General features: G+C 50.4%; 1 rRNA gene. It reads right to left on the reverse strand.

Annotated features, from left to right (window positions below):
- Positions 1–266 (reverse strand): 23S ribosomal RNA (locus tag KFE26_RS24470); the annotation flags it as partial.

A 266-nucleotide genomic window follows, 5' to 3' on the forward strand; every position in this document is an offset into this window, starting at 1 on the left:
GTCAGTCAGGAGTATTTAGCCTTGGAGGATGGTCCCCCCATATTCAAACAGGATGTCACGTGTCCCGCCTTACTCGTTTTCATCAATGGTTAGTTTTCATGTACGGGGCTATCACCCTGTGCCGCTGTGCTTTCCAACACATTCCACTAACACCCCACTGACTTAAGGGCTAATCCCCGTTCGCTCGCCGCTACTAGGGGAATCTCGGTTGATTTCTTTTCCTAAGGGTACTTAGATGTTTCAGTTCCCCTCGTTCGCCTCGCAAC

The organism is Shewanella sp. M16 (genome assembly GCF_018224605.1).
GTDB lineage: Bacteria > Pseudomonadota > Gammaproteobacteria > Enterobacterales > Shewanellaceae > Shewanella > Shewanella oncorhynchi.